The organism is Bosea sp. NBC_00550 (assembly GCF_026020075.1).
GTDB lineage: Bacteria > Pseudomonadota > Alphaproteobacteria > Rhizobiales > Beijerinckiaceae > Allobosea.
Genome location: NZ_CP102772.1, coordinates 4,939,668 through 4,963,289, shown reverse-complemented (window position 1 = coordinate 4,963,289; position 23,622 = coordinate 4,939,668). Strand labels below are relative to the sequence as shown.

At 65.5% G+C, this 23,622-nt stretch carries 19 protein-coding genes and 1 pseudogene; 11 read left to right on the top strand and 9 right to left on the bottom strand.

All coding sequences use genetic code 11. The annotated features are described in order from the left end of the window. Positions 1-25: 25 nt before the first annotated feature. The 8 genes from NWE53_RS23555 to NWE53_RS23520 form a co-directional block, all read right to left on the bottom strand. Positions 26-1,768 (bottom strand): ABC transporter substrate-binding protein, encoded by a 1,743-nt coding sequence (locus NWE53_RS23555; RefSeq protein ID WP_265051752.1) that lies wholly within the window; start codon positions 1,766-1,768, stop codon positions 26-28. Positions 1,769-1,815: 47 nt separating this feature from the next. Then, a complete protein-coding gene (locus tag NWE53_RS23550) occupies positions 1,816-2,928 on the bottom strand; it encodes an NAD(P)/FAD-dependent oxidoreductase (protein WP_265051751.1) in 1,113 nt (370 codons plus the stop codon). A 25-nt stretch (positions 2,929-2,953) separates the two neighbouring features. Next, positions 2,954-3,988, bottom strand: coding sequence for an ABC transporter ATP-binding protein (locus tag NWE53_RS23545; protein ID WP_265051750.1), 1,035 nt, complete (start codon positions 3,986-3,988; stop codon positions 2,954-2,956). Then, positions 3,981-5,063, bottom strand: coding sequence for an ABC transporter ATP-binding protein (locus NWE53_RS23540; RefSeq protein ID WP_265051749.1), 1,083 nt, complete (start codon positions 5,061-5,063; stop codon positions 3,981-3,983). Before NWE53_RS23540 ends, NWE53_RS23545 begins: the two co-directional genes overlap by 8 nt. Continuing rightward, positions 5,063-6,007, bottom strand: a complete 945-nt coding sequence (locus NWE53_RS23535; protein ID WP_265051748.1) for an ABC transporter permease — start codon at positions 6,005-6,007, stop codon at positions 5,063-5,065. Before NWE53_RS23535 ends, NWE53_RS23540 begins: the two co-directional genes overlap by 1 nt. Positions 6,008-6,012: 5 nt before the next feature. After that, positions 6,013-6,930, bottom strand: coding sequence for an ABC transporter permease (locus NWE53_RS23530; RefSeq protein ID WP_265051747.1), 918 nt, complete (start codon positions 6,928-6,930; stop codon positions 6,013-6,015). 255 nt (positions 6,931-7,185) lie between these two features. Then, positions 7,186-8,091, bottom strand: coding sequence for a LysR substrate-binding domain-containing protein (locus tag NWE53_RS23525; protein ID WP_265051746.1), 906 nt, complete (start codon positions 8,089-8,091; stop codon positions 7,186-7,188). A 96-nt stretch (positions 8,092-8,187) separates the two neighbouring features. After that, the gene (locus tag NWE53_RS23520; protein WP_265051745.1) at positions 8,188-9,084 is read right to left on the bottom strand and encodes a LysR family transcriptional regulator; all 897 of its coding nucleotides are present in this window, start codon (positions 9,082-9,084) and stop codon (positions 8,188-8,190) included. 227 nt (positions 9,085-9,311) lie between these two features. Here NWE53_RS23520 and NWE53_RS23515 point away from each other — a divergent pair, with 227 nt between their 5' ends. The 11 genes and pseudogenes from NWE53_RS23515 (at position 9,312) to NWE53_RS29920 (ending at position 22,652) form a co-directional block, all read left to right on the top strand. Continuing rightward, entirely contained in the window at positions 9,312-10,844 is a 1,533-nt protein-coding gene (locus tag NWE53_RS23515) for an ABC transporter substrate-binding protein (RefSeq protein WP_265051744.1), read from the top strand. A gap of 22 nt (positions 10,845-10,866) precedes the next feature. Continuing rightward, positions 10,867-11,793, top strand: a complete 927-nt coding sequence (locus NWE53_RS23510; RefSeq protein WP_265051743.1) for an ABC transporter permease — start codon at positions 10,867-10,869, stop codon at positions 11,791-11,793. Next, the gene (locus NWE53_RS23505) at positions 11,790-13,760 is read left to right on the top strand and encodes a dipeptide/oligopeptide/nickel ABC transporter permease/ATP-binding protein (protein ID WP_265051742.1); all 1,971 of its coding nucleotides are present in this window, start codon (positions 11,790-11,792) and stop codon (positions 13,758-13,760) included. The genes NWE53_RS23510 and NWE53_RS23505 overlap by 4 nt, the downstream gene beginning before the upstream one ends. After that, entirely contained in the window at positions 13,757-14,854 is a 1,098-nt protein-coding gene (locus NWE53_RS23500; protein ID WP_265051741.1) for an ABC transporter ATP-binding protein, read from the top strand. The genes NWE53_RS23505 and NWE53_RS23500 overlap by 4 nt, the downstream gene beginning before the upstream one ends. A 19-nt stretch (positions 14,855-14,873) precedes the next feature. Then, a complete protein-coding gene (locus NWE53_RS23495) occupies positions 14,874-16,079 on the top strand; it encodes an NAD(P)/FAD-dependent oxidoreductase (RefSeq protein WP_265051740.1) in 1,206 nt (401 codons plus the stop codon). A gap of 76 nt (positions 16,080-16,155) precedes the next feature. After that, a complete protein-coding gene (locus NWE53_RS23490; protein ID WP_265051739.1) occupies positions 16,156-17,124 on the top strand; it encodes a M14 family metallopeptidase in 969 nt (322 codons plus the stop codon). A gap of 336 nt (positions 17,125-17,460) precedes the next feature. Continuing rightward, positions 17,461-18,231, top strand: coding sequence for a DeoR/GlpR family DNA-binding transcription regulator (locus tag NWE53_RS23485; RefSeq protein ID WP_265051738.1), 771 nt, complete (start codon positions 17,461-17,463; stop codon positions 18,229-18,231). Between the two features lie 73 nt (positions 18,232-18,304). Continuing rightward, on the top strand, positions 18,305-20,740 hold the full coding sequence (locus NWE53_RS23480; RefSeq protein ID WP_265051737.1) for a GcvT family protein: 2,436 nt from the start codon (positions 18,305-18,307) through the stop codon (positions 20,738-20,740). Positions 20,741-20,766: 26 nt separating this feature from the next. Then, the gene (gene purU, locus NWE53_RS23475) at positions 20,767-21,639 is read left to right on the top strand and encodes a formyltetrahydrofolate deformylase (RefSeq protein ID WP_265054998.1); all 873 of its coding nucleotides are present in this window, start codon (positions 20,767-20,769) and stop codon (positions 21,637-21,639) included. Positions 21,640-21,706: 67 nt separating this feature from the next. Continuing rightward, a pseudogene (locus tag NWE53_RS29925) lies at positions 21,707-22,009 on the top strand (tetrahydrofolate dehydrogenase/cyclohydrolase catalytic domain-containing protein); the annotation flags it as partial. 142 nt (positions 22,010-22,151) lie between these two features. Then, entirely contained in the window at positions 22,152-22,652 is a 501-nt protein-coding gene (locus tag NWE53_RS29920) for a Rossmann-fold NAD(P)-binding domain-containing protein (protein WP_265051736.1), read from the top strand. On the opposite strand, the gene NWE53_RS23460 is transcribed toward NWE53_RS29920, so the two are convergent. Continuing rightward, entirely contained in the window at positions 22,602-23,612 is a 1,011-nt protein-coding gene (locus NWE53_RS23460) for a 2-hydroxyacid dehydrogenase (RefSeq protein ID WP_265051735.1), read from the bottom strand. The two genes, NWE53_RS29920 and NWE53_RS23460, sit on opposite strands and share 51 nt — an antisense overlap. Between the last annotated feature and the right edge of the window lie 10 nt (positions 23,613-23,622).

Here is a 23,622-nt window from a genome sequence, read left to right as displayed (position 1 = left end):
GCCTGCCTGCTGGACGCCGCTGGCGTCAATACTTGTAGCCGGCCTTTTCCATATACTGCTTGGCCAGGTTGAAGTCGTAGGAGATCGGCTTCAGCGCATCATGATCGTAGTATTCGGAGGTGAAGGGCATTGGCACCGTGCCTGGTTTGCCGAACCCCGAGACCACGTTCTTGATGATCTGCTCGCGCGGGATCATGTGGCTCATCGCCTTGCGGACATACACGGCGGCCTCGGCAGCGCGGCTGGGATCCTGCTTGCCGAGCGGCGTCTCCACACCGGTTCCGAACACCGGATGGTCCATGTTGAGGCAGGTCTGCATCCACTTGAACGAGTCGAAGCGATTGACCTTGCCCCAGGACGCATCGACCGTGTCGAGCAGGCCGCCGACGTCATACATCGGGTCGTGAGCATCGATGGCGCCGGATTTGATGGCGCTGAGCAGGGCATCCGCACCCTGGATGTTGACGACATAGAAGGTCTTGACGTTGCCTTCGGTCTTTTTCCAGTAGTTCTCGTTCCTGCTGTATTTGTAGGCCTTGCGGGAAGGATCGAAACCCTGCGGGATCCACGGCCCGGTGCCGACGGCGCCTTTGGCTTCGAAGACCTTGCCGTCTGAGGTCTTAACCGGGAAGGTGCCCAGCCAGGTGCTGATTACATGGCCACGCAGCTCCTCCGGCTTCAGGCCCTTGTAGGCATGCTTCGGCATGATCGCGATGACCGGCATCAGGAAGTCGAGGAACATCGCGTTCGGCTGCGGCAGCGTGACCGTGATCTCGTGGGTGCCGGTGATCTTGTATGCGTCCGACGAGCCCATCACCGTGCTGAGCGGCGCCTGGAACAGGCTCGCATAGGCCTTATCGATGATGGTATCCCAGGTGAACTTCACGTCTTCGGCCGTGAACTCCTCGCCGGAATGCCACTTCACGCCCTTGCGCAGGCTCAGCACCCAGGTCTTGCCGTCTTCCGAGCCCTTGACCGATTCCGCCAGTGCCGGAACCAGCTTCTTGTTGGCCCAGCTGTCGTATTCCATCAGCGCGTTGTAGGCGGGGCCGAAGATGTTGGCCTCGTTGTAGCCGCTGCCATACATCGGGATGAGCTGGCTCGGCGGCTGCCAGGATGCGAAAGTGGCGGTGACGTCGCCGGTGGCGCCCTCGATCGTCCAGTCCTCGGGGCGCGGATAGAAGACCGGGTTGTAGGTCGTCGATTCCAGGCCCTTCAGCTTGGGGTTGGTGATGATCACCTCCTCCGGATAGAAGACCATATGGAGCGGCTCGATCTCGTACCAGCGCTTCACGAACGCATTCATCGCCGCCTTGCGGTCTTCCGCCGTCACGGCGCGAGAATATCTCTCAATCGACTCGTCGATCTGCTTGTCCGCGACGCGATAATAATTCTGTCCGTTGGGCGGAATGTTCTTGCTGTGAAACAGCGTTTCGGGGCTCGGGGACAAGCCACTATAGTAGATTCTCTCGGAATACATGTCGAAGCCGCCTTCGACATGGGTCTTGCCGCTGTCGTTTGCGCGCCTGGCGATCACGACGGAAGGAGGCTGGTAGCTGGCGTTGACGTCGATGCCGAGCCGCGCAAACTGCTTGCCGATCAGGTCGGTCCAGATCATGCGCGACTGCAGGTTGTTGAAGATCATCAGATAGAGCTTGAAGAAGGGCGGCTTGGCCAAGGCAGGCTCCGGCAGCCCGCCAGCCGCGAGCGCCGCCGCTCCGGCCCCGGTCCATTTGAGAACATCACGTCGCGTCGATTTCTCAGTCATCGCTTTCCCCTTCTTTTGTGTGATTGGAAACCGGAGCCCCGGTGTCTTCAGGCCTGGAAGCGCGCCGGGCGGAACTGGTCGAGTTCGGCTCTCTGGCGCCCGTGCAGCACCTCGTCCGCCACGGCCTGCGCTAGGAAGGGCGAAAGCGTGACGCCGCTATGGGTCACGACCACGTAATAGCCATCGACACCGCGCGCCGGCCCGACGGTCGAGAGCCCGTCTGCCGGAATCGGCCGCACCGTCGTCCGCACCGCCTCTGCCTTGACGCCTTTCAGGCCCGGCAGGATTTCAGCGGCGCTTTCCATGGCGATCCGGGCCTCCTCGCAGTCCGGCGTGCGGCTTTCGAGCGCCGCGAAGCGGTCGTCGAGCGAGTCCTTGCGCACCATCAGCCGGCCGGCGCCGTCCGGACGAACATCGACATCGGGGGCATGGAACGGCCGCCGCAGCTCGACGCCGACCGGCGGGGTGAAGACCAGGAAACCGACCGTGGGCGCCAGCGGAATGTTCGGCACGGTCTGGCTGACCGTCTCGTTCGACCAGCGCCCGGTGCAGTTGATGACCAGATCGGCTTCATGGAGCGCGCCGCTATCGTCTCGCGCGCCGATCACACGGCCGTTGCGCGTCTCCAGGCCGGTAATCCTGACCCCTGTCCTGATGGCGGCGCCGTAGCGCTGGCGTGCGGCTCGCAGCATCGTGCCGGCATAGAGAACCGGGTCGACCCAGCCCTCCTCAGGGCAGAAGACGATCTGCGCGGCATCAGGGACAGCGTCCAGCGCAATCTCGGGCTCCAGCTCGCCGAGCCGCTTCTTGTCGATAATCTGGACGTCGTAGCCCCATTCGAGCAGCCGCACGACCTTTTCGGCTTGCGCCGCGACATCTGCCGGATCGACGCGCCATTCGAGACTGCCGCTCTGATGGAACCACGGCGTCGCACCGAATTCCTCCTTCAGCGCGGCATGGGCACGCATGCCGGCGACGTTGAGGTCGTGATAGGGACGCGGCGTCTTATTGTTGGAATTCGTCCAGGCGAAGCTGACGCCGGAGGTACCGCCGCCGATGCGGTCAGCCTCCAGCACCGTGACCTTCGCGCCGCCTTGCGCGATGCGATAGGCAACCGAGCTGCCGACGATTCCGGCTCCGACGACGATGACGTTCATCATGGCATGGTCCTGTGGTGGTCCGCGTTCAGCGCGGATTGTGGCAAGCAAAGGCGTGGGTGCCGTCCGGCGCGGACAGCGGCGGAACCTGCTGGGAGCAGACCGGCAAGGCAGCCGGGCAGCGGGTATGGAAGACGCAGCCGGGCGGGCGTTTCACGACACTGGGGATTTCGCCGCTGATCGCGTCGCGTGGCTTCTGCCGTACCGGATCCGGCACCGGGATCGCCGAGATGAGGGCAGCGGTATAGTGATGGCGCGGACGCGCGAAGATCTCGTCGACGTCTCCGACCTCGACCAGATTGCCGAGATACATCACGGCAATGCGGTTGCTCAGGAAGCGTACCGAGCTCAGATCGTGAGAGATGTAGAGATAGGAGAGCTTCAGCTCCTCCTGCAGTTCGGCCAGAAGGTTGAGGATCTGGGCACGCACCGAGACATCGAGCGAGGAAACCGGTTCGTCGCAGATCAATAGACGCGGCTCGACCGCCAGTGCGCGGGCGATGCCGATGCGCTGGCGCTGGCCGCCGGAAAATTCGTGCGGATAGCGGTCGGCATGCTCAGCCGGAAGGCCGACGCGCTCCAGCAGGGCGTCGACCGCGCTCTCCCATTGCGACTGCGGCAGAAGGCTATGGACCCGCAGCGGCTCGGAGAGAATCTGCCGGACGCTCCAGCGCGGATTGAGCGAGAGATAGGGATCCTGGAAAACATATTGCATCTGCCGGCGTAGCGCGAGGACATCAGGCCGGCGATCCCGGCCGAACGTCTCGCATACATCGGTGTCGCCGAGACGGATCGACCCGGATGTCGGCGCGACCAGATGCAGGATCGAGCGTGCGGCCGTCGTCTTGCCGCAACCGCTCTCACCGACGATGCTCAGCGTCTCGCCGATGCCGAGGTCGAAGCTGATGTCGTTGACGGCACGAATCTCGCCCGTGACCTTCTGGCGGAAGAGCCCTCGCCGATGCAGCGGGTAGCTTTTCACCAGCCCGTCGACGCTGAGAAGCGGCTTTTGCGCGACCCGCTGACGCGCTTCGGCCATCGGTTCGATCAAGGTCTCAACCATGGCCGGGCACCCCCGTGCTGCCGCGCTTCAGGCAGTGGACGACGCGGCCGGACTCGATCGCCGCGGCCTGTGGCACGAGACGGGAGCATTCCGGCATCGCTTCCGGGCAGCGACCGGCGAAACGGCAGCCGCCGCTGAGCGTTTGCCCCGGAGTCGCAGCGAGGCCGACTGTCGGTAGCCTTTCGCGGCGCCCCGCGGCGTCGATGGCGTAGCGCTTGTCGATCCGCGGCGTCGAGGCGAGCAAGGCCTGCGTATAGGGGTGGGACGGGCGGGCGAAAACGGCGTGCTTGTCGCCGGTCTCGCAGACCTGCCCCGCATACATCACGGTGATGTGATCGGCGATGCGCGCGACCACGCCCATGTCGTGCGTGACGAAGATCATCGACATGCCCAGGCGCTGCTTCAGCTCCTCGAGCAGATCGAGGATCTGCGCCTGGATGGTGACGTCGAGGGCGGTCGTCGGCTCGTCGGCCAACACCAGAGCCGGATTGCACAGCAGCGCACGTGCGATGCAGACCCGCTGCTTCATGCCTCCGCTCATCTCGTGCGGATATTGCGACAGGCGCGGGCCCGGATCGGTGATTCCGACGAGGCGGAACAGCTCCTCTACCCGTTGGAGTGCAACAGCACGCGGCAGCTTTTCGTGGACCTTCAAGATCTCCGCGAGCTGGGCGCCGACCGTCAACAGCGGGTTGAGCGAATAGCCGGGGTTCTGGAAGATCATGGCCAGGCGCCGGCCACGCAGCTTCTGCATCTCTCGCTGCGACTTGGCCGCCAGATCCTCGCCTTCGAAGACGATGCGCCCGCCCGCGATCCGCCCTGGAGGCGGAAGCAGGTTGAGAATCGCCAGGCTGGAGAGCGTCTTGCCGCTGCCGGACTCGCCGACGATGCCCATCGTTTCGCCGGCACGAACCTGGTAGCTGACGTCGTCGACGATCCGCACCGGCGCGCTCCAGGGCGGGAACTGGATACGCAGGTTTTCGACGGAGACGAGCACCGGCGCCGGTGTTTTTGCAGCTTCGGACCGTCCCGGCGAAGCGGCTTCAGCCTGTCTTTCGGCAGCGAGGCTCGTCATCAGCTTTTCGCCCGCGGGTTGAAGGCGTCGGTCAGGCCGTCAGCCAGGAGATTGAATCCGAGAACGGTGAGGAAGATCGCCGCACCGGGGCTGAGCGAGGCCCAGGGCGCGACCTTCAAAGCCTCGTAGTTGAAGTAGAGAAGCTGGCCCCAGCTCACGGCGGCCGGATCCCCGAAGCCGAGGAAGCCGATCATCGCCTCCGACAGCACGGCGCCGCCGATGCCAAGCGCGATGATGACGACAAGCGAAGGCAAGGCATTGGGCAGGATATGGCGGAACAGGATGTCACCGGATGTCGCGCCGATGCATCGCGCCGCCTCGACGAACTCCTGGTTCTTGAGCCGCAGGAATTCCGCGCGGGTCATCCGTGCGATCGGCGCCCAGGAAAAGACGCCGATCAGCAGGATGATCACGCTCAGGTTGAGATAGGGCACGCTCTCGAGCGGCGTGTTGACGACCGTGACCCCGAGCAGCCGCACCACCGCAAGAATGACCACGAAGACCGGGATGACCAGGAAGAAGTCGGTGAAGCGCATCAGCACTTCATCCGTCGTGCCCCCACGATAGCCGGCGAATCCACCAACCAGCACGCCGATCAATGAGGCGATCGACATGGCGCCGAGGCCGACCGCGAGAGCTGTCGGGGCGCCGTAGATCAGGCGGCTCAGCACATCGTAGCCCATGCGATCGGTCCCGAGCAGATGCGTCCAGCTGGGCGGTGCCTTGGCGCCGGGGTCGATCATCGGGCTCTGGTCCTGCGGATCGAAGGGTGCGAGGAACGGGCCGACGACGGCGGTTGCGATGACAAGCATCACGAGAACCAGCCCCAGCATGCCGGTGCGACTTCTGCTGAAGCGCTGCCAACCCTGTCGCCAGATGCCCTTGGCCGGCTTGGCGATGCACTTCGCGACAGGCGGCTGACTCGTGATCGTCTGGTCGGTCACGCAGCTCACTCCAGGCTGATGCGGGGATCGATGAGGACGTAGATGACGTCCGTCAGCAGCGTCGTGCAGATCAGCATGAAGGCGATGACCGCGCTCGCGCCCATGATCACGGGGTAGTCGAGCTGGTGGATCGCCGAGATGTAGAGGTAGCCGAGCCCGGGCCAGGTGAAGACGGATTCGGTTACCGGCGCCGTGCCGAGCATCAGGCCGATCAGCAGACCGAGATAGGTCAGCATCGGGATGAAGGCCGCACGCAGCGCATGAACGAAGATGACGCGTCGTTCGGGAATGCCGCTGGCGCGCATTGCCGCGATGAAGTCGCTCTTCAACACGTCCACCATGTTGGAACGCATCAGCAGCGTCAGCGTCGCGGTGTTGAAGAATGTCAGCATCGCCACTGGCAGCACCATGTGCCAGAGCGCATCGAACACGGGGCTGCCCCACAGCGGGTTTCGCGTCGAATAGGCGCCGTAGCTAGGCAGCCAGTCGAGCGTGTACGAGAAGACGAAGATCAGCAGGATGCCGAGGAAAAAGGCCGGCAGTGATTGGCCGAGCAGCGCGGTGCCCATCACCGCGAAATCCGAGCGCGAATGCTGGCGGCGCGCGGCCGTGATTCCGAAGAGAATTGCGACAGCGAGAGCGATCAGGATCGCGGGTAGCTGGATCTTTAGCGTTTCCCAGCCCCACGTCAGGATCAGCGATCCGACGGGCTGGTTGTAGACGATGCTGGTGCCGAAATCGAGGCGCGCCAGCCGCCCGAGCCAGAGCAGGTAGCGGGTGAGCGGGGGATGGTCGAGCCCGTAATAGGCCTTCATCCGCTCGATCACCTCGCCAGTCATGCCCGGCGTCTCGGCCATCATCAACTCGATCGGATTGCCGATGGCGTTGACCAGGAAGAAGATCGCCGCGCTGACTCCGAGCATCAGCAAGATCGCAAAGATCAGCCTTCTCGCTAGAAAGACGGCGATTCGCATCCGGAACAACACCCTCAGTTTATTTTTGACATAGATCTCCTGTGTTCCAGACATGCTGTTCGGCACGCCCAAAACCGGGTCGGTTTATTTGATCTATGTCAATGAAGGTCAGCGTATGGACGCAAAATCAGGGCGTCAAAGAATATGATTTTGCCAGTTCATTCCCTGAGGTTATGATCTCCGCCGGCGCCGCGGCCATGCACCTCATGGATCGACGCGATAGCCGAGCCGCTCGAATTCGTCCTCGATGTCCCGCATCAGCGCCTCGGCCAGGGAGGAGCTGATCAGGCTGTTGGGGCGCACATGCCAGACGGGCGAAAAGATCTCCGGAGCGAAAGGCCTCACGACGAGGCCTCGGCCGACGAATTGCTGCGCATTGACCTCGTCGACGAGGGCAATCCCGGCTCCGCTAGCCACCATCGCGCAAGCGACGTTGGCCATCGGCGCATCGATGAACATGCGCGGCAGGATGCCTGCTTGCTCGAACACCTTCTCGATTGCTGCGCGGCGGTCGGCCGACCCGATCGATACGAAGCTTTCGCCGTCGAGGTCCTCCGGCCGGATTCTCTCCCGGCTCGCCAGACGATGGCCGTCGGGGAAGACGCAGGCATTGGGAATGCGCGCGATCATGCGGCAGATCACGTTCGGATGCGGGGTGGAATGCTCGGTGATACCGAGATCGATCTGCCCGGCGATGGCCCATTCGATAATGCGATCGGAGCTGCGCGAATGCAGCTTGACCGCCGTCTTTTCGTGCTTCCGGCAGAAGCGCGTCAGCAAGGGCGGCACGATCGTCCCGGCCAGCATCGGCATGACGCCGAGATTGAGACGTCCGAATTGGAGCTCGCGGATGTCCTTCGTCATCCGCTCGAGACGCTCGACGCTTTCCCAGGTCCGCTGAACCTCGGCGAAATACAATTCGCCATCCCGCGTCGGCTTGAGCCGTCCTTTCGTCCGCTGGAAAAGGATGATGCCGGTGCCGCGTTCGAGTTGGTACAGCATCTTGCTGGCGGCGGGCTGCGAAACGGACATCATCTCGGCTGCCTGGGTCAGCGTGCCGAAGCGCATGATGTGGCGGAAGAGTTCGACGTGCCTGAGATTTATCGCCATCCGTCCCCTCGCAGGAATGCGTCCGCCGCGTATTTGTGATCAGGATTAGGCGGTTCGGCGCAGTGAATATTCGCGGCCGTCTCGCAATGCGATGACCTAGACCGGAGCATTGGAGAAAGGCGGCGGAGGCTTGAGTCCGGCGCTGAAGGCCTCGACGAGCCTGCTGGTGGGCCGGCCGCGCTGGCGGAAAAGGAAGATCGGGACGCGTATAGCAGGCCGGAAGCTGCGAAATACAAGGCCGCGATTGTCGCGTTCTCGGGCGGCCTCGCTGTCGACGATGCCGACTCCGCATCCGGCGGCGACAAGTGCACAGACCGTAAGGCCGAGACTCGCATCGATGATGGTCCGCGGGTGCTGGCCCGCCGTTTCGAGGGCCTGGGTCAGTTTGCGGCGGAATTCGTCGTCCGGACCGAGGGCGACGATCGTCTCGCCATCGAGGTCGTGGGCCTCGATGGCAGGCTTGCGCGCGAGCGGATGTCCCTCGGGCAGCGCGATGATGCCTTCGAGATCGAAGAGCTTGCGCCGGGAGAGGTTGTATTCCTCACTTCGGAGCTGGGCGATGCCGAGATCGATCTCGCCGCTTCCGACCAGGCGCGCGGCATCAACCGAATTGCTCGAATGCAGCGTGATCGCCACGTCCGGATGCGCTGCAGAGAAACGGGCGACCATCGCTGGAAGCCAGCCGATGCCGAGCGCGGGGATCGTGCTGACGACGATACGGCCCTGCTTGCGGTCTCCAAGGCTGGCGGCGAAACGCGACAGGTTCTGCATGCCAAAATAGGTTCGCTCAACCTCGGTATAGAGCAGGCGAGCCTCCTCGGTAGCTGCGATGCCCTTGGTCGTGCGGGCGAAGAGGCGCAGGCCGAGTTCGGCCTCCAGCAGCTTGAGAGCCTTGCTGACCGCCGGCTGGGAGATGTGGAGGATGTTGGCCGCCTCGGTGATCGAGCCGGAATCCATGATGGCCTTGAAGACTTCGACCTGGCGGTAATGCATGGGAGAGCATAACCTCAATTCATATAGATCGTAAATTTATGAATTTGAGATAGATCAAAAGCTGTGATCTGCTGGCTTTCGTCGCCGCCATCCGTATCTCGACAGGATGAGCAGGAAGGCGACCAAGAAACCAAAGACTGACTTCGCATCGTGAAAGCGGTGGACGCCTAGCCGTTCGCCCACACTCGCGCGACCGCCGAAATTGCCAGCTTGGGGAACAGCAGAACATGCGCAGCCTTCGTCATTCCTCCACCGTGGCGGCACTCGTTGCCGGTCTGTCTCTGGCCGCCGTGCAAGCCTTCGCCCAGCCTGCGGGCGTCTTGCGCGTGGCGGTGGGTGCCGATCCCGCGACCTTCGATCCCGCCTTCAACGATCTTCCCGTGGGCAACGCGGTCGACCTGGCCGTGCTCGAAGGGCTCTATCGGCTCGACCCGCAGAACAACGTCCAGAAGAGCCTGGCCACCGACTCGTCCTTCTCGCCCGACGGCAAGGTGTTCACCGTCAAGATCAAGCCCGGCAGGACCTTCAGCAACGGCGATCCGCTGAATGCCGAGGCCGTCGCCGCCAGCTTCAATCGCATGCTGGACGAGAAGACGGGCTCGATCTATCGCGGCCTTTACGCTTCGCTCGGCACGATCAAGGCCGTCGGGGAAGACACCGTCGAGTTTCATCTCGCCGAACCCAACGGCCATATCCTGATGCTGCTCGCCAACACGGCAGCGAGCATCGTCAACGTCAAGGCGCTCAAGGAGATGGGGGCCGAGTACGGCCGCAAGCCGGTCGGCTCCGGTCCGTACATGGTGGAGCGCTTCGTCGGCGGCGAAGGTTTCAGGCTCGTGCCGAACCCGAAATATGCGGGCGACTATCCCGCGACGCTCAAAGCGATCGACTTCAGCGTCGTGCCCGAAGACGGCTCGCGCATGGCTTTGATGGAAACCGGCGCGGCCGACATCGTCGAGCGTGTGCCGCCGGAGTCGATCGACGCGATCAACGCTCTGAAGAGCGCGAAGGTCGTGACGCCGCCGAGCATGTTCTCCGTCAACATGGAGATGGTCCTGCGCGGTCCGCTCGCCGATGCGAAGGTCCGGAAGGCTCTGAACCTCGCGATTGATCGCGACGGCATCGCCAAGGGCGTTCTGGGCGGGCTGGGCACGCCATCGGTCGGCATGGTCGGCCCGGGCACGCAGGATGAATTGCGCAAGACCTTCCCCTTGCTCCAGTTCGATCCCGAAGGCGCAAAGAAGCTGCTGGCGGAGGCCGGCTACAAGCCGGGCCAGCTCGCGCTCAGCTTCACCTGTCCGACCGGGCGCTACATCAAGGACGTCCAGGTCTGCCAGGCGCTGGCGGGGTCCTTAGGGAATGTCGGCATCAAGGCGACGCCGCTTGTCGTTGATCGCGGCACCTGGACCAAGGTCGTCGGCATGGAGCCCGCGCAGCGCACGGACAACATGGGCATGGTCGGGCGCGCCACGGCGGGGATGGACTACACGCTCTATCGGCTCTTCTTCACCGGCGTCGGCGCCAACCGCACGGGCTATTCCAATCCGCGCGTGGACGGGCTTCTGAAGGAAGGCCGCGCTGCGACCGACCCGGCCAAACAGAAGGAGATCTACGGGGAGATCCAGGAGATCGTGTGGAAGGATCAGCCCTTCCTCTTCCTCTGGTACCAAACCCAGGCGATCGGCGTGGCGAACCGCGTGCAGGGCTTCGCCGTCCAGCCCAACGAAACGCTGGTCTTCGACAAGGTCACCCTCAAGTAGCGCCGGAAGCGGAGGCGGAACGATGTTCGTCCTCAGACGCCTGGGCGGAGCGCTGCCGACGCTGTTTGCGGTCTCGCTGCTCGTCTTTTTCTTCGTTGACCTCATTCCGGGCGACCCGGCGCAGATCCTTGCCGGGCCGACCGCGTCGAACGAAGAGATCGAGAGCATTCGCAAGTTCCTCGGTCTCAACGAGCCGCTGCTCACACGCTACGGGCATTTCATCCGCGGCATCTGGGATCCGGCTGCCGCGACCTCCTTCCGCACCCATCGCCCGGTCGTCGTCGAGCTGGCGGAGCGTTTGCCCAACACGCTGATCGTCTCGATCGGCGGCCTGGCGATCGGTGTCCTCGTCGGCACGCTCGCCGGCATCGTCAGCGCCATGCGTCCGGGCGGGGCGGCGGATGCGGCGATCACCGTGCTGACGCTCGCCGGCATCTCGATGCCGATCTACTGGCTCGGGCTGCTCTGCATCTGGCTGTTCGCGGTCAATCTCGGCTGGCTGCCGGCAGCCGGAGCCTCGACGCCCGCGCATTTCGTCCTGCCGATCCTCGTGATCGCCACACGCCCCGCCGCCATGTTCAGTCGCCTTGTCGCGGCGAGCCTGACCGAGGCGATGGGCAAGGACTATCTCGATACGGCCCGCGCCAAGGGGCTGAGCGAAACCCGTGTCGTGCTCGCCCACGCGCTGCGCAATTCGCTGATCGCGGCGGTCAGCGTCGCCGGCGTGCAGTTCGGCGGCATGCTCGGCGGCTCGGTCGTGACCGAAACCGTCTTCGGCATCCCCGGCGTCGGGCGGCTGCTCGTCGATGCGGTGTCGCGCGCGGACTATCCGGTCATACAGTACGCGATCCTGATGTTCGCGGTCTTCTTCGTCCTCATCAACCTCGTCACCGACCTGCTGACGCAATGGCTCGACCCGCGCACGCGTGAGCAAGAGAGGCCGGCATGAGCGTGGTCCAGGACATGGCGCCTGCCGCCCTCCACCGTCCCCCGGCCCCTGCGGCGCTCGCGCCACGCCCGCATTGGACGTTGTTGCGGCGCATCCTCGCCCAGCCAAAGGGCGCGATCGGCCTGACATTGGTCGTGCTTTATCTGCTGCTCGCGATCTTCGGGCCCATGCTGGCTCCGCAGGATGCTTTCCGCCAGAACTTCGCGCAGACGCTTCGCCCGCCTTCTGCAGCGCATTGGTTCGGCACGGACCAGCTCGGGCGGGACGTCTTCAGCCGTGTGCTGATCGGAGCGCGCGCGACGCTCGGTATCGGCGTCGGCGGCGTTACCGTCGCGTTCCTCATCGGCGTGCCGCTCGGCATCCTCGCGGCCTGGCGGCGCGGCTGGATCGAGGCACTGCTGATGCGCGTCATCGACATCATGCTGAGCTTTCCCGACATCGTCTTCGCGCTGGCGGTCGTGGCGATACTCGGCGCCAACACGCAGAACGTGATCATCGCGGTTGGCGTGGTCTCGATCCCCGTCTTCGCACGTACGGCCCGCGCCGTGACGCTCAGCATCCTGGCCGAGCCCTATATCGAGGGCTCCGCGGCCCTTGGTGCGAGTCCGATGCGCATCATTCTGCGCCATGTGCTGCCGAACATCGCCGGCACGCTGTTGACGCTCTCGACGCTGCTCTTCGCATCGACCTTGCTCTCGGCCTCGGGCCTCGGATTTCTCGGGCTCGGCACGCAGCCGCCTTTCCCGGAATGGGGCACGATGCTCGGCGAAAGCCGTTCCTACATTCGCAGCCACCCTTATCTGGCGACTTTTCCGGGGCTGTTCCTCGCCGTCTCGGCGCTCGCCTTCAATCTTCTCGGCGAGGCGCTGCGCGTGATCTACGACCCGACCAGCCGGCGGAGCGGCCGCCGGGCGCCCCTGTTCGCGTTCCTGCGCCGCCGACCTGCCGCGGCACCCAGCATCATCCGCGACAAGCCTGCAGCCGATGAGAGCGCTGTTTCCGTCAAGGCCCTGCGCATGGCGTTCCGGACCGGCGACGGGTTGCTCGACGTCGTTCGCGGCGTCGACCTGGCGATCCAATCCGGCCGGACGCTCGCGCTGGTCGGCGAATCCGGCTCCGGCAAATCGACTTTGCTGCGTGCGATCGGCACCCTCGCCAATCCGCAGGAGATCGCGATCACCCAAGGCAGCATCAGCCTCGGTGGCGAGCCGACGCTCGGACTTTCCGCCAAGGCGTTGCGCGAATTGCGACGACTCAAGATCGGTGTCGTCTTCCAGGACGCGGCGAGCGCGCTGAACCCGGTGCTGACGATCGGGGACCAGCTCGCCGAAGCGGTGCGCACGGGAACGCGTCTCGATGAGCAAACCGTCAGGCAGCGCTGCATCGCGCTGTTGAAGGACGTCAAGATCGCCGATCCCGAGCGGCGTCTCGACATGTACCCGCATCAGTTCTCGGGCGGCATGAAGCAACGCATCGTTATCGCGATCGCGCTTGCCCAGGACCCGCAGGTTCTGCTCGCCGACGAGCCCACCAGTGCGCTGGACGTCACGATCCAGCAGCAGATTCTCGTCCTGCTGCGCGAGATCCAGGCGCAACGCGGGATGGCCGTGCTGCTGGTCACGCACGATCTTGGCCTCGTCGCTCGCTTCGCCGACGACGTGGCCGTGATGTACGCCGGCCGCATCGTCGAGAGCGGCGAAGTCGCAACCATGCTGGAGCGGCCGCTGCACCCTTACACAGTGGCGCTGCGCACCTCTGCTCCGGGCAGCGGCGAGAGCCGTGGCCAACCCCTGCGCAGCATTCCCGGCGAGCCGCCGCTGGTCGGCCGCTTTCCCGATGGCTGCACCTTCCGTCCGCGCTGCCCGCGCACACAGGGGCGGCCCGCATGCGCGGGCCAGGAGCCGGAGCCGCGTCCATTGGCGGGCCGGATCGTCGCTTGCGCTTTCGCCGAGGAGGGCCTGCAATGAACGCGGCTGTCCGCCCGCCGCGCCGCCCGGCCGCCGAGGTCGACGACGTCGTCGTTGTCGACGGCGTCAGCCGGCATTTTGGTGGCCGGAAGGCGATTCTGAGCCGTGTCGCGGCGCCGGTGGTGCGCGCTGTCGACGGCGTGTCTTTCAGCGTCCGACGGGGAAGCTGTTTCGCCATCGTGGGGGAATCGGGTTCCGGCAAGAGTTCGCTCGCTCGGTTGATCGTCGGATTGCTGAGGCCGACCGCCGGTGAGGTCGTCGTCGATGGCACGCGTCTCTCGAGCCTCGACAAGCCGGGCCTGCGCGCGCTTCGGCGCAAGGTTCAACTGGTGCTGCAGGACCCGCGCGCGTCGCTCGATCCCCGGATGACCGTGTCCGACACGCTTGCGGAGGCGTTGACCGTGCATGGCCTGCACCGCGAACGTGTCGCCCGGTCCGAACGCATCAACGCCGTCATCGCGATGGTGGGGCTGAATGCGGCGCATCTCGCCCGCTATCCGCATGAATTGTCTGGTGGTCAGCGTCAGCGCGTCGCCATCGCCCGCGCCATCATCTGCGAGCCTGACATCCTCGTCCTGGACGAACCGGTGAGCGCGCTCGACGTCTCGGTCCAGGCGCAGATCATCAACCTGCTCGCAGAGCTCCAGGCGCGGCTCGCCCTGACCTACATCGTCATCACTCACGACCTCGCCCTGGTTGCCCACATGGCCGATGCGGTCGGGGTCATGTATCTCGGCCGCTTCGTCGAACAGGGCGATGTCGAGGAGGTCTGCGGCGCGCCGCGTCATCCCTACACGCGCAGCCTCATGGCAATCGCCGCGCCCGCAACGCCGTCGGGTCGGGGCCAATCGCTCGCCATGCTGGAAGGCTCGATCCCGAGTCCACTCGCCATCCCGAGCGGCTGCAGTTTCCACACGCGCTGCCCGCTCGCCAGGCAGCGTGCCGCCGAGGGGCTGCCGAGCGTGGCTACTCCGGACGGACTCCTGCCACGCATCTGCGTAGAAGACACCCCTGCCCTCCACCCTGCGCCCGGGGGCCGCAGTGCCGCGAGCTGCCATTTCGCGGATCAACGCCCTCATATCCAAGATAGCTGAAAGACGAAGGATAGGATCGATGTCCGATCATCATAGCGCCTCCGAGGTCGTCATCGTCGGCGGCGGCATCTACGGGACGAGCCTGGCCTACCAGCTCGCGAAATCCGGCCGCAGCGTCACCCTGCTCGAGGCTGGCGAGATCGCCGGTGGCGCCTCGGGCGGCCCTGGCGAGCGCGGCGTGCGCGCCAATGGTCGCGATCTGCGCGAGTTGCCGGTCTGCGCCATCGCCCAGCAGCTCTGGGCGGATTATCAGGCGAAGTTCGAGGGCGGAGTCGGCTATCGGCGCGTCGGCGGTCTCAAGATCTATGACGTGTCCTACGGCCATCGCGAGCACGAGGTGCGCGGGCGCATGGAGGCGACGGCGGCTGCCCAGTCGAGCCTGGGCTCGCCATCCGAAGTTCTTTCGCGCGATGAGACGCTGGCGCGCGAGCCAGAGCTCGCGCCCGGCATCCTGGGCGCGATCTGGTGCCCCCATGACGGCGTCGGCGACCACACCGTTGCCACGCGCCAGTTCGCCAAGGAGGCCGCCAAGGCTGGTGCCGTCATCCGCACGGGCGCCAAGGTCGCCGAGATCGTGCAGACGCGCGGCATCGCAACGGCCGTGAAGCTCGCGAGTGGGGAGACGATTCCCGTCGGCTCGCGGCTGGTCGTGGTCGCCAATGCCGGTGCCGAGGCCCTGCTGAAGCCGGTTCTGAAGCCGCATGAACTCGGCCCGGTCTGGAACCTCATGCCGCAGATGCATTTCGTTTCGAACCCGCTGAACAAGACGGTCAACCATCTGCTCTCCCACGCGCATCGCCGGCTCGCCGTGAAGCAGCTTCCCGACGGCGTGATCATGCTCTCGGGCGGAGCGCATGTCGGCTACACGCCGGAAGGGCTGTGGAAGGGCTCGCTGAGCTCGATGACGCAGAACGTCACCGACGCGCTTCACACGCTGCCCTTCATCGACAATTCCAGTTTCCTGAGTGTCGATGCATCGCGGGTGGAGACCGTCGCCGTCGATCAGATTCCGCTGATCGGGCAGGCGGAGGCGGTGTCGAATCTGATCTATGGCTATGGCTGGTCGGGCCATGGTTTCGCGATCTCGCTCGGCTTCACCAAGCTGTTCGCCGATTGGATCAAGACGGGCGAGAAGCCGGAAGCGCTTGAGCCGTTCTCGCCGTTGCGCTTCCACAAGCCGGCCGAACTGCTCAAGGCCGCCGCACTCGGCCGCGCCGCGGCCTGAACTTTCCCACATCGTCAACGTCAGACCGGGAGATGCGGCGCTGTCCGCATCTCCCGCAGGACAGGAATTGGACTTCATGCTCACCGACTTCGACGCCGCCCGCCCCGGCAAATCCGTTTACGATCTCGGCCCGGTCGCGGGTTCGTTGGATGGGATCGAGGGTGAAATCCTCTGCTGCATCAACAATGGCGAAGGGCCTTCGGTCCTGCTTCTCGGCGGCATCCATGGCGATGAATACGAGGCCCAGATCGTGCTGCGCCGGCTGGCCGAGCGTCTGGAGCCGGCCGACGTCACCGGACGCGTCATCATCATTCCCTCGCTCAACTTCCCGGCGGCGCAGAAGGGCAAGCGCCTCTCTCCCTTCGACGGCCAGAACATGAACCGCTACTTCCCCGGCAAGGAGGACGGCACGCCGACGGAACGGCTCTGCGCGTTCGTGACGAAGCGCCTCTTTCCGGCCGTCGACCTGCTGATCGATGTCCATGCCGGAGGTGGCGACGTCTCGGTTGTGCCGATGGTGTTCGGGTTCGCGACGGATAAAAGCGTGGTCGACGATGCCCGGCTCAATCGGCTGATGGAGGCCTGGGGCTATCGTTTCGTCCAGCATGTCGACGGCATCGACGAGACGGCTTGCGGCGCTGCCAAGCTCGCCGGCCTCGCCTCGATCGAGGTCGAGGGTGGCGGCGGGCGGATGAAGTCCGCGGAATTGGCGATCATGGAGGAAGGGCTCTTGCGCGCTCTGGCCGATTTCGGCGCGATCAAGCCGCAGCTGGAGCCGACCGCGTTTACCGGGGTGCATTTCACTGCGGGCGCCGAAGGGCAGTATCTGGCGCCGTTTGCCGCCCTTGTGGAGCATTGCGTGGCGCTCGGGGACCGGGTCGAGAAGGGCCAATGCGTCGCTCGATTGCACCGGACCGCGGGGCAATCGGCAGTTGCAGTGGAGATCGCAGCTCCGGCGTCAGGTTATATTTTGCGTCAGACCGAACACGCATTCGCTGCCAAGGGCCAGCTGGTAGGGAATATCGGAAGTCTCCTACAGGGCTGAGCCACTATCCTTCACGATGACTGCGACGCACTATTGGGTCGTCCGGCGTCCTGCCTAAGGACAGGTGGCCGGGCGCATTTCATCGCGCAACCGATCCTCGAACGCAGCGCAACCGGCGGTGCGTTCGATGGACGGGCGACGCATCGGCCTCCAACATCAGCATCTTGTTTCCGAATATCCGATCTTCCGGATGCGAGCGGCTTTTGAAAGCCGAAGCGGGTTTCGCACGCCAGACCAGTGTTGCACCCGCCATGGTCGTTCGATTGCCAAGGGCCCGCCAACGACATAAGGCAGTCGGGGTTTCCCCCGTCGGCTAAGATCCCTGGTCTCGTTTCCATGACACGCGACATCGCAGCGCGACGGCATCGCGCCATCCTCGACAATCTCGACAGGCTGGAATCCGTCACCGTCGAGGAGCTGGCCCGGGCCCTCGACGTCTCGCGAGAGACCATCCGGCGCGACCTCAAGGTCTTGTCGGCGGACGGTCTGCTGTCGGTCGTCCATGGCGGGGCCATTCGAAACGAGCGTTCGGAAGCATCCTTCGCCAGCCGCCGGTCGGTGAACCGCGAGGGCAAGGAGCGGATCGCCAGTGTGGCGGTCTCGATGCTGGGCGACGGCATGACGATCCTGCTCGATTCCGGCACCACGACCGAAGCGGTGGCGCGCGCGCTGGCGCGCTCGGACCACAAGCGGCTGATCGTCCACACGACGTCGCTCGAGAATGCGCGCCTTATCAGCCGCTTGCCGGACGCCCGGGTCTTCCTGATCGGCGGCGAGTTCGACCGCAACGAGGATGCAACCTCGGGCGCCGAGGCCCTGCGGGCGATCGCCCGCCTCTCGGCCGATCTCTCTTTCGTCAGCGTCGGCGGCGTCGATGCGGAAGGGCGGCTCACCGACTACACCCGCGCCGGAGCCGCTACCCGAAGCGCCCTGCTGAACGCCGCCGAACAGGGCTTCCTGATGGCCGACAGCAGCAAGTTCGGGCTTGTCCTGCCCAGCCGGATCGCCGGCGAGGAGGCTTGCGCGGGGTTGCTGGTCGACCGGCTTCCGCCCGATTCCATCGCCGCGAAGCTCGCCGAAAACGGGGTCCGCGTGCTCGCTGGATAATTTGCCCGTTTTTGTGGTTTTTGTTGTTTTATGTGACTCGATGCATTAGCGTGCCTCTATCGTGGAGGCCCTCATGTCCATTCCCACCCAATCTCGCGTCGTCATCATCGGCGGCGGCATCATCGGCTGTTCGGTCGCCTATCACCTGACCAAGCTCGGCTGGCGCGACGTGCTGCTGCTCGAGCAGGGGCGCCTGTCCTCGGGCACCACCTGGCATGCGGCCGGTCTTGTCGGGCAGTTGCGCAGCCAGTCGAGCATGACGCGGCTGATCCGCTACTCGACCGAGCTCTACGCCTCGCTGGAGCAGGAGACCGAACTCGCCACCGGCTGGAAGCGCTGCGGCTCGGTCTCCGTCGCCCGCACGCCCGAGCGCATGACGCAATTGCGCCGGACGATCTCGGCGGCGCGCGCGCAGGGTGTCGACATCGAGGAGCTCAGCCCGAAGGAGGCCGGCGACAAATGGCCTGTGATGCGCACCGACGATCTCGTCGGCGGCGTCTGGCTCCCCGGCGACGGCAAGGCGAACCCGGCCGACATCACCCAGGCGCTGGCGCGCGGCGCGCGCAAAGGCGGCGCGATCGTGCGGGAGGGCGTGCGCGTCCTTGGCGTCGAGACCGAGAAGGGGCGGGTCAAGGCGGTTCTCACCGACCAGGGCCGGGTCGAATGCGAGGTCCTCGCCATCTGCGCCGGGCAATGGTCGCGTGCGGTCGGGCAGATGTGCGGCGTGTCGGTGCCGCTGCACTCGGCCGAGCACATGTACATCGTCACCGGCAAGATCGAGGGCGTGACGCCGGACCTGCCGGTGATGCGCGATCCCGACGGCTACACCTACTACAAGGAGGAGGTCGGCGGCCTCGTCATGGGCGGCTTCGAGCCGGATGCGAAGCCCTGGGGCATGGCCGGCATTCCCTATCCGTTCGAATTCCAGCTCCTGCCGGATGACTGGGACCAGTTCTCGATCCTGATGGAGAACGCGCTGCAGCGGGTGCCGGCGCTGGAGACGGCGGAGATCAAGACGTTCCTCAACGGCCCCGAGAGCTTCACGCCCGACAACAACTTCCTTCTTGGCGAGGCCCCTGAGGTCGCCGGCATCTATGTCGGCGCCGGCTTCAACTCGATGGGCATCGCCTCGGCCGGCGGTGCCGGGAAGGCGCTCGCCGAATGGATCGTCGAGGGCGAAGCGACAAGCGATCTCTGGCCCGTCGACATCCGCCGCTTCGCCGATTTCAACAACAACCCGGCCTGGCTGAAGGACCGGATCAAGGAGACGCTCGGCCTCCACTACGCCATGCCCTGGCCGAACCGCGAGCTCGATACCGCCCGGCCCTTCCGGCGCTCGCCGCTCTATGAGCGCCTCGCGGCCAAGCGGGCCGTCTTCGGATCCAAGATGGGCTGGGAACGCGCGAACTATTTTGCCCGCGACGAGGACGAGCGCACGATCCGCTATTCCTTCGGGCAGCAGAACTGGTTTGATACGGTCGCGGCCGAGCATCGCGCCTGCCGCGAGGCGGCCGGGCTCGTCGACATGAGCAGCTTCGCCAAGTTCCTGCTGCAGGGGCCGCAGGCCGAAGCTGCGCTGCAGCGGCTGGCGGCCAACGATGTCGCCGTGCCGGTGGGCACCTCGGTCTACACCGCCCTGCTCAACGCGCGCGGCACCTTCGAGAGCGATCTCACCGCCGCCCGCATCGGGCCCGACACCTATCTCCTTCTGACCGGCACGGCCCAGGCGACCCGCGACGCGCACTGGATCAGGCGCCAGCTCCCGGAGGGCGTGACGCTGACGGATGTGACCTCGGCCTATGCCGTGCTGTCGCTCGCCGGCCCCAAGGTCGGGGAGATACTCCGCCGCGTCTCGCCGGCCTCCTTCGACCTCGCCGATTTCCCGGCCAACGCGATCCGGCAGATCACGATCGGCTATGCCACAAGCTGGGCCTGCCGCCGCTCCTATCTGGGGGATGGCTTCGAACTTTATGTTCCCATCGAATTCGCGCCCGCCATCTACGATGCGCTGCACGAGGCCGGCGCCGATCTCGGCCTGGTCGATGTCGGATACTATGCCGTCGACTCGCTGCGCATCGAGAAGGGCTTCCGTGCCTGGGGCCGCGAGCTGACGCCGGACGTCAATCCCTACGAGGCCGGTCTCGGCTTCGCCGTGAAGCTGGACAAGGGCGATTTCCTTGGCCGCGATGCTCTCGTCGCCGCCCGCGCCGCGCCGCGTACCAAGCGGCTGATTGCACTCGTCGGCCCTCGTCCGGACGGCCAGATGGCCTGGGGCGGCGAGGCGATCCTGGCCGATGGCAAGCCGGTCGGCGAGATCACCTCGGCGGCGTTCGGCGCGACCCTCGACGGTATCGTTGCGCTCGGCTGGGCCGAGAGCGATGGGCCGATCGACCAGGCCTGGCTCAACGCGCGCAAATGGGCGATCGACCTCGCGGGCACGGCAATACCCGTCACCGCCAGTCTTGCGGCGCCGCTCGATCGCAAGCCGGCACGCGGAGCGCGGGCATGACCGATCTCACGCCGCTCTCGCCCGCCATGCCCCGGGACATCGTCGTGCAGAAGCCAGCCCGTATCCTAACCCTGTCCTGCGAGGACCGGCCCGGCATCGTGCACGCCGTCAGCGGGGTGCTCTACCGGCACGGCTGCAACATCCTGGAGAGCGCGCAGTTCAGCGATCCGCGCGACGGCCGCTTCTTCATGCGCGTCGCCTTTGCTGCGGGCGAGCGCTTCGACGAGGCCGCCTTCCGGCGCGAATTCGACGGCGTCGCCGGCACCTTCCGCATGAATTGGGACGCCATCGACGCAACGCGCCCGCAGCGGGTCGTCCTGATGGTCTCGCGCTTCGGCCATTGCCTGAACGACCTGCTCTTCCGCCAGGCGACGGGGAACCTCAACATCACGATTCCGGCGATCGTCTCGAACCACCGCGATTTCGAGCCATTGGCGAAGAACTACGGCATCCCGTTCCACCACCTGCCCGTCACGGCGGCGACCAAGGCGGAGCAGGAGGCAAAGCTGCTGCAGATCGTCGCGCAGACCGAGGCGTCGCTGGTCGTGCTCGCCCGCTACATGCAGGTGCTGTCCAACGACCTCTGCCGCGCGCTCGACGGGCGGGCGATCAACATCCACCATTCGTTCCTGCCGAGCTTCAAGGGCGCCAAGCCCTACCATCAGGCTTATGAGCGCGGCGTGAAGCTGATCGGGGCGACGGCGCATTACGTGACGCCCGATCTCGACGAAGGCACGATCATCGACCAGGACGTCGCCCGCGCCGATCATTCGCTCGCGCCTGACGATCTCGTCAGCGTCGGGCGTGACATCGAGGCCGTGGTCCTAGCGCGTGCGCTACGCCTGCACATCGAACGGCGGGTGATGCTGGCCGGCCGACGCACGGTCATCTTCCGCTAGGAGCCGCGCGTGCCGGTGAAATTCGCCGCCGACCGCAGCGCAGTGCCATCCACCATCGGAGGTTCACTTGAGCGCCAGGATCCTCGACGGCCGCGAGATCGCGCGCGACATCCGTGCCGAAACCGCCGCGCGGGTCTCCGCGCTCGCCGCCAGAGCCGGCGTTGTCCCGCATCTGGTGGTGATCCTCGTCGGCGACAATGCCGCCTCGCGCGTCTATGTGGCGAACAAGATCCGCGCCTGCGCCGAAATCGGCATCCAATCCACGCTCGTCGCATTCGATGCGGGAATTTCGGCCGACGAGCTCATTGCCGAGATCGAGCGCCTGAACGCTGCCGCCGATGTTCACGGCATCCTCGTCCAGCTCCCTCTGCCACCCCATCACGATATCCACGCCGTGCTGCGGGCGATCTCGGTCGACAAGGATGTGGACGGCTTCCATCTCTACAATGTCGGCGGCCTCGTCGTCGGCAGGACGGTCTTCTCGCCCTGCACGCCCTATGGGCGTGATGCGCATGCTCGATCACGCTGCGATTCCGGTCGAGGGCCGCAACGTCACGATCGTCGGAGCCAGCAACATCGTCGGCAAGCCGATGGCGCTGATGATGATGGCGAGCGACGCTACCGTCTCGGTGTGCCACGCCAAGACGCGCGATCTCGCTCAGTACACCATCCTGGCAGACATATTGGTCGTGGCGGCCGGCGTCGCCGGGCTGATCGGAGCGCAGATGGTCCGCACCGGAGCCGTCGTGATCGATGTCGGCATCAACCGCGACCCGCAGGGCAAGCTGCAGGGCGATGTCGACTTCGACGCCGTCAGAGCCAAGGCGTCCTACATCACGCCCGTTCCCGGCGGCGTCGGCCCGATGACGGTGACCATGCTGCTGGTCAACACGGTCTCGGCGGCAGAGCGGATCGCAGCAAGCGCGGCTGCGCGCCCGATGCCCGGACGGCCAGCCGACGGTTCAGGCAAAGACAATATTGCCCGCCTGAGCCAGCAGGCGCGGATCGCGTGAGCGGACCCGCACCGTGCGCCCATCGAGAATCTCGAAGCAGCGCGCGAGCGTATCTTCCGTCAATCGCTGCATTGCCTCGGCGGTGAAGAAGGTCAGGTGCGGGAACAGGATCACGTCGTCGCGCCCGAACAGCGGGCTGAGCGGATGCCCCTCCCGGGCGAGCGGCTCCTGGCCGTAGACGTCGAGCCCGACCCCGCCGAGACGGCCGGCGAGGACGGTTTCGACCAGAGCGGCTTCGTCGATCAGCCCGCCGCGCGAGACATTGACGAGAATAGCTCCGGGCCTGAGGCAGGCGAGTTCTTCGCGGCCGAGAAGATGGCGCGTCGCGTCGTTGAGGACGCAATGCAGCGAAACGACATCGCATTGCCTCAGCATCGTGTGGAGATCGTCGACCTTCGCCATGCCCCGCATGGCCATGGCCGCCGCATCGACGTGCGGGTCGTAGCCGAGTACCCGGGCGCGGAAGCCCAGCCCCGCCATGCGGGCCATGCTGCTGCCGATCTTGCCTGCGCCTACGATGCCAAGCGTCTTGCCGGTGAGATCGCAGCCGAGCCAACGCCCGGACGGCCAGACCCAGCCATCCTCCTGCACGGCGCGGCTGATCGCCGGCATCCGCTTCGCCAGCGCGATCATCAGGGCGAAAGCGCCCTCGGCCACCGTCTCCTCGGCATATTCGGGTACGTTGACGACGGGGATGCCCCGCGCGATCGCGGCGGGGATATCGATCGCGTCGATGCCGACGCCGTATTTGACGATTCCCTTCAGCCGCTTCGCCGCGGCGATCACCCTGGCCGTGACCGGCGTGTAGCACATCAGCAGCAGGTCGGCGTCGGCAACCGCCGCGATCAACGCCTCCTCGGATATGCCGTCGGGCAGCGTCACGAGCTCGACGCCGCGGGCGCGCAGGCCCTCGTCGATCTCAGGGCATTCGAGTTCCCGGTCGGTGCGGACCGCCTTCATCGCCATGCTC

Coding starts and splice junctions, on each gene's coding strand:
- NWE53_RS23485 (WP_265051738.1), top strand. CDS start 17,461: ATGACACGCGACATCGCAGCGCGACGGCATCGCGCCATCCTCGACAAT.
- NWE53_RS23530 (WP_265051747.1), bottom strand. CDS start 6,930: ATGCTCGGAGTCAGCGCGGCGATCTTCTTCCTGGTCAACGCCATCGGC.
- NWE53_RS23460 (WP_265051735.1), bottom strand. CDS start 23,612: ATGAAGGCGGTCCGCACCGACCGGGAACTCGAATGCCCTGAGATCGAC.
- NWE53_RS29920 (WP_265051736.1), top strand. CDS start 22,152: ATGCTCGATCACGCTGCGATTCCGGTCGAGGGCCGCAACGTCACGATC.
- NWE53_RS23510 (WP_265051743.1), top strand. CDS start 10,867: ATGTTCGTCCTCAGACGCCTGGGCGGAGCGCTGCCGACGCTGTTTGCG.
- NWE53_RS23490 (WP_265051739.1), top strand. CDS start 16,156: ATGCTCACCGACTTCGACGCCGCCCGCCCCGGCAAATCCGTTTACGAT.
- NWE53_RS23500 (WP_265051741.1), top strand. CDS start 13,757: ATGAACGCGGCTGTCCGCCCGCCGCGCCGCCCGGCCGCCGAGGTCGAC.
- NWE53_RS23525 (WP_265051746.1), bottom strand. CDS start 8,091: ATGGCGATAAATCTCAGGCACGTCGAACTCTTCCGCCACATCATGCGC.
- purU (WP_265054998.1), top strand. CDS start 20,767: ATGCCCCGGGACATCGTCGTGCAGAAGCCAGCCCGTATCCTAACCCTG.
- NWE53_RS23495 (WP_265051740.1), top strand. CDS start 14,874: ATGTCCGATCATCATAGCGCCTCCGAGGTCGTCATCGTCGGCGGCGGC.
- NWE53_RS23545 (WP_265051750.1), bottom strand. CDS start 3,988: ATGGTTGAGACCTTGATCGAACCGATGGCCGAAGCGCGTCAGCGGGTC.
- NWE53_RS23540 (WP_265051749.1), bottom strand. CDS start 5,063: ATGACGAGCCTCGCTGCCGAAAGACAGGCTGAAGCCGCTTCGCCGGGA.
- NWE53_RS23550 (WP_265051751.1), bottom strand. CDS start 2,928: ATGATGAACGTCATCGTCGTCGGAGCCGGAATCGTCGGCAGCTCGGTT.
- NWE53_RS23555 (WP_265051752.1), bottom strand. CDS start 1,768: ATGACTGAGAAATCGACGCGACGTGATGTTCTCAAATGGACCGGGGCC.
- NWE53_RS23480 (WP_265051737.1), top strand. CDS start 18,305: ATGTCCATTCCCACCCAATCTCGCGTCGTCATCATCGGCGGCGGCATC.
- NWE53_RS23505 (WP_265051742.1), top strand. CDS start 11,790: ATGAGCGTGGTCCAGGACATGGCGCCTGCCGCCCTCCACCGTCCCCCG.
- NWE53_RS23515 (WP_265051744.1), top strand. CDS start 9,312: ATGCGCAGCCTTCGTCATTCCTCCACCGTGGCGGCACTCGTTGCCGGT.
- NWE53_RS23520 (WP_265051745.1), bottom strand. CDS start 9,084: ATGCATTACCGCCAGGTCGAAGTCTTCAAGGCCATCATGGATTCCGGC.